Here is a 7,398-nt window from a genome sequence, read left to right as displayed (position 1 = left end):
CCTTACCCGCCCCGCCCAGCGCCGAGCTGCACATCCACCTCGAGGGCACGATCGAGCCCGAGCACATCGTCGAGATGGCGCGCCGCAACGGGGTCGCCCTGCCCACCGAGGATCTCGACGCCCTCCGCGCGCGGTACTCCTTCACCGACCTCGCGTCGTTCCTGGAGCTGCACTACTCGAACCTCACCGTGCTGAAGACGGAGCGGGACTTCTTCGAGCTCGCGACCGGCTACCTCGACCGGGCGCAGAAGGCGAACGTCCGCCGCGCCGAGATCTTCTTCGACCCGCAGACGCACCTCGGCAACGGCGTCGCGCTCGACACCGTGATGAGCGGGATCACCCGTGCGCTCGGTCGGAGCGAGGAGACCCACGGGATCTCGACGGACCTGATCATGTGCTTCCTCCGCGACCTGGGCGCCGACGCGGCCGACGAGATGCTGACGGCGATCCTCCCCTGGCGCGAGCACATCATCGGCGTCGGGCTCGACTCGAACGAGGTGGGCTTCGGCCCGGAGCTGTTCGTCGACGTCTACGCGCGCGCCGCGGCGGAGGGACTGCGCCTGGTCGCGCACGCCGGCGAGGAGGGCGGGCCGGAGACGGTCGCGGCCACCGTCGAGCTGCTGAAGGTCGAGCGGATCGACCACGGGATCCGCGCGATGGAGGACCCGGAGGTGGTCGCGATGCTCCGCGAGCGCCGCATCCCGGTGACGGTGTGCCCGCTGTCGAACGTCGCCCTGCGCGCGGTGGACACGATGGCCGACCACCCGCTGCCCGCGATGCTCCGCGAGGGACTCGTCGTGACGGTCTCGAGCGACGACCCGCCCTACTTCGGCGGCTACGTGGACGAGAACTACCGCGCCCTGGTCGAGGAGCTGGGGATTGACGACGCGCAGCTCGAGCAGCTGGCGCTCAACTCCTTCGACGCGGCGTTCATCACGGAGGAGGACCGCGAGCGCTGGCAGGCGGAGGTGCGCGAGCACTTCGCGCGGTGAGCGCGCCACTGCCCGGAGAACGATCGTTCCCACCCCTCCCCGCGCGCTGAGCCCTCGTTCCGCGGCCCCCGCCTCCGCGCCCGCCCTACGCTGGCCGGATGACCCGATCCGACGGCACGCGATGAGCTGGGTGCTCCTCACCGGCGCGATCCTCACCGAGGTGACGGCGTCGCTCGCCCTCCAGGCCGCCATCGAGTCGCCGGGCTGGTACGCCCTCGTGGTGGCGGGCTACCTGGCGGCGTTCGTCCTCCTCAGCCGGGTGCTCAAGGCCGGCATGCCGATCGGAGTCGCCTACGGCGTGTGGGGCGCGTGCGGAGTCGCGCTGACGGCGGTCCTCGCGGCCGTGCTCTTCGGGCAGCCGCTGACGGGCGTGATGACGATCGGGCTGGTGCTGATCATCGCGGGCGTGCTGCTGGTCGAGATCGGCTCGCAGCGAGCGCAGGCCGCACGCCGGGCGGTGCGCTGATGGCCTGGCTGCTGCTCTCGGGCGCGATCCTCACCGAGGTCGCCGCGACGATGAGCCTCAAACCCGCGACGGACGGCCGGAAGCGCTGGTACGTCGTGGTCGGAGTCGGCTACGTCGTCGCGTTCTCGCTGCTGGCCGGGGCGCTCGCGCAGGGCATGCCGATCGGGGTGGCCTACGGGATCTGGGCGGCGGTCGGAGTCGCGCTGACGGCAGTGCTCGGCCGCTGGCTGTTCCAGGACCCGCTGACCTGGACGATGCTCGGCGGGATCGGCCTGATCATCGCCGGCGTGCTGCTGGTGGAGCTCGGGCACTGACCGGCCGAGTGCCGTCGCGGCGGGGCGCCCCCCGATCAGCGGCCGTCGCGGCGGGGCGCGTCCCGCTGAGCGGCCGCCGCGGCGGGAGCGCACCTCCTCAGCGGTCGTCGCGGCGGAAGCGCTTCGGCGTCACCGGTTGTCGCGGCGGCACCGCGCCTCGCGGCCGGCGATGTGGAGGCCGAGCCCGGTGACCGCGACCGCGAAGGCGACCAGCACGCCGATGAACGCGATCTCGTCGCCCGCTCCGACCGCCACGGCCGCGACGGCGAGCCCGATCAGCGCGAGGGCGATCACCACGGCGCCGACGATCTCGAGAGGGCTCCAGGCGGTCATGACTCCAGCGTGCGCGCGGAGCGGCGCGCGGGCAAGGGGGGGCAGGCGAACAGGACACGACGTCCCGCCGACCGCGGAGGTCCGCGCGGGTCCCAGCACACCACCCGTCCGCCCGGACGTCGTCGGCATCGTCGGCCTCGTCCTCGCGATCGTCCTCGTCCTCGCGCAGATCGGGCGGACCGCGCTCACCACGGCCATCCCGGTCCTCGCGTTCCAGGGCGGCTTCGACACCACGCAGATCGGGGCGCTCTTCGCCGCCCTCGGGGTCACGATGCTCGTGCTCGCGACGGCGACCGCGATCGTCGGCGTCATCGGCGTCGCGCGGAAGGACCGCGCCCGGCTGCTCTCGGCCGTCACGCTCGGCGTCGGCGCGAGCGTCGCGATCGTCGAGCTGGGCGCGCTCGTCATCCCGCCCCTGGTCGGCCTCTCGCTCCAGTACTGACGAGGCCCGCGGAGCGGATCCCTCCGCCCGCCCTCGCAGGATCCGCACGGCGCCGCGTCCGTTCCTCGCGCTCCGCTGCGCCGCGACGGCCCTGCCGGCTCCCCGGCGATGCGCCAGGATGGGGGCATGACGACACGCGTGGACGGCCTCTTCGTCTACCCGGTGAAGGGCTTGACCCCGCAGCCGCTCCCCCGCGTCGAACTCACCGCCGGCCGCGGCGTCCCCTTCGACCGCACGATCGCCCTCGCCCGCCCCGGCGGCGCCTACCGGCCCGGCATGCGGCACGGCATCTCCAAGCGCGAGTACTTCGTGCTCGTCGCCGAGGCGCGCCTCGCCGGCCTGACCACGCACCTCGACCCCGACAGCGGAGCGCTCACCGTCGACGTCCGCGGCCACCGGGTCCTCTCCGCCGACCTCGGCGCGGAGGACGGCCGGGCCGCACTGCGCTCCTTCGCCGCCCGCGTGCTCGACCTGCCGCCCGGCGTCGAGCCCGTGATCGCCCAGGACGCGGGGCGCCGCTACACCGACACGGCCCACAACTCCGATGTCGAGATGGAGTACGTCTCGCTGATCAACCTGGCGAGTGTCCGCGACCTCGCCGAGCGCACCGGCCGGAGCGTCGATCCGCTGCGGTTCCGCGGGAACATCCATCTCGAGGGGCTGCCGGCGTGGAGCGAGCTCGAGCTGCTCGGGCGCGAGCTGACCGCGGGCGGGCTGCGGCTGCGGATCACGAAGGCCACCGAGCGGTGCGCCGCGACCGAGGTCGAGCCGGGCACCGGTCGGCGCGACCTGCCGGTCCCCCGGCTGCTGCACGAGACCTACGGCCACGAGCTCCTCGGCGTCTACGCGGAGGTCCTCGACGGCGGCACGCTCGGCGTGGGCGACGAGCTGGTGCTCCGTGGCTGAGCTGCGGCTCGTGGTGGCCGAGCGCGAGGCGCTCACCCCGGCCGTCACCCGCTTCGTGCTGCGGAGCGAGGACGGCGCCCCGCTGCCCGGCTACTCCGCCGGCGCACACCTCACGCTCACGACCCCCTCCGGCGAGCGCCGCAGCTACAGCCTGGTCGAGCCGGGATCCGCGGAGCCGTCGCACTACGCGATCGCGGTGCGCCGGGAGCCCGGGGGCCGGGGCGGATCGCGGAGCCTCCACGACGACGTCCGCGTCGGCGACGTCCTCTCCTCCGCGCCGCCCGCGAACACCTTCGCCCTCCGGCCCGCCGCCCGCTACCTCCTGATCGCCGGCGGGATCGGGGTCACCCCGATCCGCGCCATGGCCGCCGAGCTCCGGGCGCAGGGCTCGGCCGTGCAGGTCGTCTACCTCAGCCGCACCCCCGAGGACACCGCGTGGCTCGACGAGTTCTCCGCCGACGGCTCCCTCGTGCACCACAGTGCGATCCACGGCCGGCTCGACCTCTGGCCGCTCGTCGCCGAGCCCGACGACGACGCCCGGATCTACTGCTGCGGTCCGTCCGCGCTGATCGACGAGGTCCTCGCCCTCACGATGCACTGGCGCCCGAGCCGGATCCACGTCGAGGACTTCGCGGGCGTCGACGCCGTCGGCGACCGGGCCGTCCCCTTCGCCGCCGTCTGGGAGCCGACCGGCGCCGTCGTGGAGGTCCCGGCCGACCGCTCGCTCCTCACCGCGCTCCGCTCCTCCGGGATCGACGTCGACTCCTCCTGCGAGTCGGGCACCTGCGGCACCTGCCGCCTGCGCCTCGTCGGCGGGACGGCGGAGCACCGCGACCTGGTGCTGACCCCCGAGGAGCAGGACCGCTGGATCATGCCGTGCGTCTCGCGCTCCGCCGGCGGCGAGCTGGTCGTCGCCCCGGAGTGACGGAGCGACGGAGCGACAGGGCCGGGCCCCACGCACGCCGGCCGACACGCGTCGGCCGTCGTGTGACGCCGCGTGACGGGCGCCCGGCGCCCGGTCCCCTGCGTGCCTAGGCTCCCGGACGGGGGACCACGACCGTCACGACCGAAGGACTTCCGATGACCAGCACCTCCGTCCGCACCCAGCTCGACGAGTTCACCGTCGGCTTCGACGAGACGGTCGGCCCCGAGCTCGCCGCCGTCTTCTCCGGCGAGCGCGACGACCTCGTCGCCGCCGGCGCCCCGAGCGGAGCCGTCACCGCCGGCGACGCGCTCCCCGCCGCCTCCGTCGTGACCGTCGACGGCGACACCGTCGACCTCGCGGACGTCCTCGGCGCAGGCCCGGCTGTCCTCGTCTTCTACCGCGGAGCCTGGTGCCCGTACTGCAACATCACGCTCAAGCACTACAACGAGACCCTCGCCCCCGAGCTCGCGTCGCGCGGAGTCGCCCTCGTCGCGATCAGCCCGCAGACCCCCGACGGGTCGCGCGCGGCGGTCGCGAACGGCGACCTGGGCTTCACCGTCGTCTCCGACCCCGGCAACACGCTCGCGAGCGCTCTCGGCATCGTCACCGCCCCCAGCGGCGAGGCGCAGGAGGCGCACACCGCGCTCGGCTTCGCCGTGAAGGACAGCAACGCCGACGACACCCCGGCCGTCCCGTACCCGACCGTCCTGGTCGTCGACGCCGACCGGATCGTCCGCACGGCGGACGTGCACGTCGATTACACGACGCGCACGGAGACCGAGGAGATCCTCGCCGCCGTCGACGCGCTCTGACACCTCCGCTCGCACCCTGAGCACGCGCGGCGGTCGAGCGCACCCCCTCGCCCGCCGCGCCGCCGCTCCCTAGGCTCGACCCGTGACAGCGGAGACGGACGTGCTCGTGGTCGGCGGCGGTCCGGTCGGACTCCTGCTCGGCGCGCTCCTGGCGCGGGCCGGGGTGGACGTGCAGGTGTGGGAGCGGCGCTCCTCGGTGCCGCGCGGCTCGCGGGCGATCGGCATCCATCCGCCGTCGCTCGACGCGTTCGCGGCGGTCGGCGCCGATGCTCCCGTGCTGGCCGAGGCCACCCGGGTCCGCGAGGGCGTCGCGCGCAGCCGGGGCCGCACCCTCGGCACGCTCTCGTTCGCGCGCGCCTCCGCGACGCACCCCTACGTCGTCACCCTCGACCAGCACCGCACCGAGGCGATCCTCCGCGAGCGCCTCGAGGCGGCGGCCCCGGACGCGCTGCGCCCCGGGGTCGCGCTGACCGGCCTGCTCCGTCGCGGCTCCACCGTCGAGGCGACCGGCACCGGACCGGGCGGCGAGCCGGTCTCCGTCCGCGCCGCCTTCGTCGTGGGAGCCGACGGCGCCCGGAGCACCGTCCGCGACCTGCTCGGGATCCGCACCACCGGCCGCGACTACCCGGACCGCTACGTGATGGGCGACTTCGCCGACCCCGAGCCCGGCGGTCTCACCGGCACCGCGCTGGTCGACGTCGGTCCGGCCGGAGTGGTGGAGTCCTTCCCGCTCCCGGGCGGTCGGCGCCGGTACGTCGCCCTGAGCGGCCCCGACCGCTCCCTCGGCGCCCCCGCCTGGCGGCCCGAGGAGGCCCCCGACCAGGAGGCCGCGCGCGCCCTGGCCGCCGCTGTCCGCGACCGGACGGGCGCCGACGCCGACCCGGAGACCTGCACGATGCTCAGCGGCTTCCAGGTGCGGCGCCGCGAGGCCGAGCGGATGGGCGTCGGCCGCGTCGTGCTCATCGGCGACGCCGCGCACGAGATCAGTCCGATCGGCGGGCAGGGCATGAACCTCGGCTGGCTCGACGCCGCCGAGCTCGCCCCGCTCCTGGCCGGTGCCGTGCGCCGCGGCGAGGCCGGCCCCTGGCCCGGCTTCGCCCGGCGGCGCACCACCGCGGCCCGGCGCGCGGCGCGGCAGGCGGAGGCGAACATGGCCCTCGGACGCCCGCTCGGCTCGCTCGCACACCGCGGCCGCGAGGCGTTCCTCCGCACCGCCCTCGCCCTGCCGACCTCGGACCTGCTCGCCCGCGTCTACGCGATGCGCTGGTCCTGAGGGCGGCCGGTCAGCCGACCAGCCGCGCGCCCGCCAGCCCGAGCTCGACCACCAGCACGAGCGAGGCCGCGATCACCAGCCGGAACAGGGTGCGCGTGGGCGGGCCGGTCAGCACCAGGCGGATGCCCGCCGCGGCGAGCACGACCACCGCGAGGGTCCCGATCACCGCGAGCACCACGCCCGTCCCGCGCACCGGCTGGTCGCCGACGAGCTGTCCGACGAGCACGAGCAGCGCGGCGACCACCAGCGACCCGAAGGCGACGACTCCGGAGAGCCGCAGGCCGAGGCGGTGCGGGAAGCCGCGGACCCCGGTGGCCTCGTCGTCGACCAGGTCGGGGAGCACGTTCGTGCAGTGGATCGCGACGCCGAACACGGCGCCGGTCGCGATCGCCCACCAGGCGGGGACCCGGCCGTCGCCCGCCGCCACCGCCACCACCGGCAGCAGACCGAAGGCGACCAGGAACGGAGCGACCGACCAGACCGTGCGCTTGAGCCCCGCGTCGTAGGCCCAGCCCGCGGCGACCAGCACCAGGTGCGCGACCGCGGCGACCGGTCCGAGCAGCAGCGAGAGCACCACGGCGGCCGCGGCCGTCCCCAGTGCGGCGGTGCGGACGGCGCCCACGCCGATCAGCCCCTGCGCGACCGGCTTGTCGGTGCGCCCCACCGCGCGGTCGCGGTCGGCGTCGATCCAGTCGTTCGCGAGCCCGATCGAGAGCTGCCCGAGCAGCACGGCGAGCGCCACCAGCACGACCTGCCCGAGCGGATGCCCGGACGCCGCCGCGATCACGGTCGCCAGCACGGTGACCGTCACGGTCGGCCCGGGGTGCGACGAGGCCAGCAGGAGTCGCACCCGGGACGTCATCCCGCCAGCCTACGGTCGCGGCGGCACAGCGGGGCGCCGGTCGCGCTCCCCGCCCCGGAGCGGGATCCAGCGT

Annotated in this window: 10 protein-coding genes; 8 read left to right on the top strand and 2 right to left on the bottom strand. The window is 75.3% G+C overall.

Features of this window, described 5'->3' with window-relative positions; translation table 11 throughout:
- The 3 genes from C5C39_RS15175 to C5C39_RS15165 form a co-directional block, all read left to right on the top strand.
- A partial coding sequence (locus tag C5C39_RS15175) for an adenosine deaminase (protein ID WP_308471217.1) occupies positions 1-992 on the top strand: 992 nt, incomplete at its 5' end.
- Positions 993-1,113: 121 nt separating this feature from the next.
- Positions 1,114-1,458 carry a multidrug efflux SMR transporter gene (locus tag C5C39_RS15170; RefSeq protein WP_104273489.1) on the top strand — a complete coding sequence of 115 codons (345 nt, stop codon included), beginning with the start codon at positions 1,114-1,116 and terminating at the stop codon, positions 1,456-1,458.
- Complete coding sequence (locus C5C39_RS15165) at positions 1,458-1,772, top strand: multidrug efflux SMR transporter (RefSeq protein ID WP_104239710.1); 315 nt, start codon at positions 1,458-1,460, stop codon at positions 1,770-1,772. The genes C5C39_RS15170 and C5C39_RS15165 overlap by 1 nt, the downstream gene beginning before the upstream one ends.
- Before the next feature lie 129 nt (positions 1,773-1,901).
- Here the strand turns inward: C5C39_RS15165 and C5C39_RS15160 are convergent, their stop codons facing one another.
- Positions 1,902-2,105 carry a hypothetical protein gene (locus C5C39_RS15160; RefSeq protein WP_104353775.1) on the bottom strand — a complete coding sequence of 68 codons (204 nt, stop codon included), beginning with the start codon at positions 2,103-2,105 and terminating at the stop codon, positions 1,902-1,904.
- Here C5C39_RS15160 and C5C39_RS15155 point away from each other — a divergent pair.
- The 5 genes from C5C39_RS15155 to C5C39_RS15135 all read left to right on the top strand — a co-directional run bounded on the left by C5C39_RS15155 (position 2,104) and on the right by C5C39_RS15135 (position 6,463).
- A complete protein-coding gene (locus C5C39_RS15155) occupies positions 2,104-2,547 on the top strand; it encodes a hypothetical protein (protein WP_104353774.1) in 444 nt (147 codons plus the stop codon). The genes C5C39_RS15160 and C5C39_RS15155 overlap by 2 nt on opposite strands.
- A gap of 126 nt (positions 2,548-2,673) precedes the next feature.
- A complete protein-coding gene (locus tag C5C39_RS15150; protein WP_181136406.1) occupies positions 2,674-3,453 on the top strand; it encodes an MOSC domain-containing protein in 780 nt (259 codons plus the stop codon).
- A complete protein-coding gene (locus C5C39_RS15145) occupies positions 3,446-4,378 on the top strand; it encodes a PDR/VanB family oxidoreductase (protein WP_104227407.1) in 933 nt (310 codons plus the stop codon). The genes C5C39_RS15150 and C5C39_RS15145 overlap by 8 nt, the downstream gene beginning before the upstream one ends.
- A gap of 155 nt (positions 4,379-4,533) precedes the next feature.
- On the top strand, positions 4,534-5,190 hold the full coding sequence (locus C5C39_RS15140) for a peroxiredoxin-like family protein (RefSeq protein ID WP_104353772.1): 657 nt from the start codon (positions 4,534-4,536) through the stop codon (positions 5,188-5,190).
- Between the two features lie 82 nt (positions 5,191-5,272).
- Entirely contained in the window at positions 5,273-6,463 is a 1,191-nt protein-coding gene (locus C5C39_RS15135; RefSeq protein WP_104308573.1) for an NAD(P)/FAD-dependent oxidoreductase, read from the top strand.
- Between the two features lie 10 nt (positions 6,464-6,473).
- Here the strand turns inward: C5C39_RS15135 and C5C39_RS15130 are convergent, their stop codons facing one another.
- On the bottom strand, positions 6,474-7,325 hold the full coding sequence (locus C5C39_RS15130; protein ID WP_104353771.1) for a UbiA family prenyltransferase: 852 nt from the start codon (positions 7,323-7,325) through the stop codon (positions 6,474-6,476).
- Between the last annotated feature and the right edge of the window lie 73 nt (positions 7,326-7,398).

Source organism: Rathayibacter sp. AY1F3 (assembly GCF_002931975.1).
GTDB lineage: Bacteria > Actinomycetota > Actinomycetes > Actinomycetales > Microbacteriaceae > Rathayibacter.
The sequence above is the reverse complement of the archived record's forward strand: the minus strand, read 5'-3'. Positions and strand labels throughout refer to the sequence as shown.

Bases quoted from the DNA above. Each gene is read 5' to 3' on its own strand.
- C5C39_RS15140 (WP_104353772.1), top strand. From the start codon at position 4,534: ATGACCAGCACCTCCGTCCGCACCCAGCTCGACGAGTTCACCGTCGGC.
- C5C39_RS15130 (WP_104353771.1), bottom strand. From the start codon at position 7,325: ATGACGTCCCGGGTGCGACTCCTGCTGGCCTCGTCGCACCCCGGGCCG.
- C5C39_RS15160 (WP_104353775.1), bottom strand. From the start codon at position 2,105: ATGACCGCCTGGAGCCCTCTCGAGATCGTCGGCGCCGTGGTGATCGCC.
- C5C39_RS15155 (WP_104353774.1), top strand. From the start codon at position 2,104: ATGACTCCAGCGTGCGCGCGGAGCGGCGCGCGGGCAAGGGGGGGCAGG.
- C5C39_RS15165 (WP_104239710.1), top strand. From the start codon at position 1,458: ATGGCCTGGCTGCTGCTCTCGGGCGCGATCCTCACCGAGGTCGCCGCG.
- C5C39_RS15170 (WP_104273489.1), top strand. From the start codon at position 1,114: ATGAGCTGGGTGCTCCTCACCGGCGCGATCCTCACCGAGGTGACGGCG.
- C5C39_RS15150 (WP_181136406.1), top strand. From the start codon at position 2,674: ATGACGACACGCGTGGACGGCCTCTTCGTCTACCCGGTGAAGGGCTTG.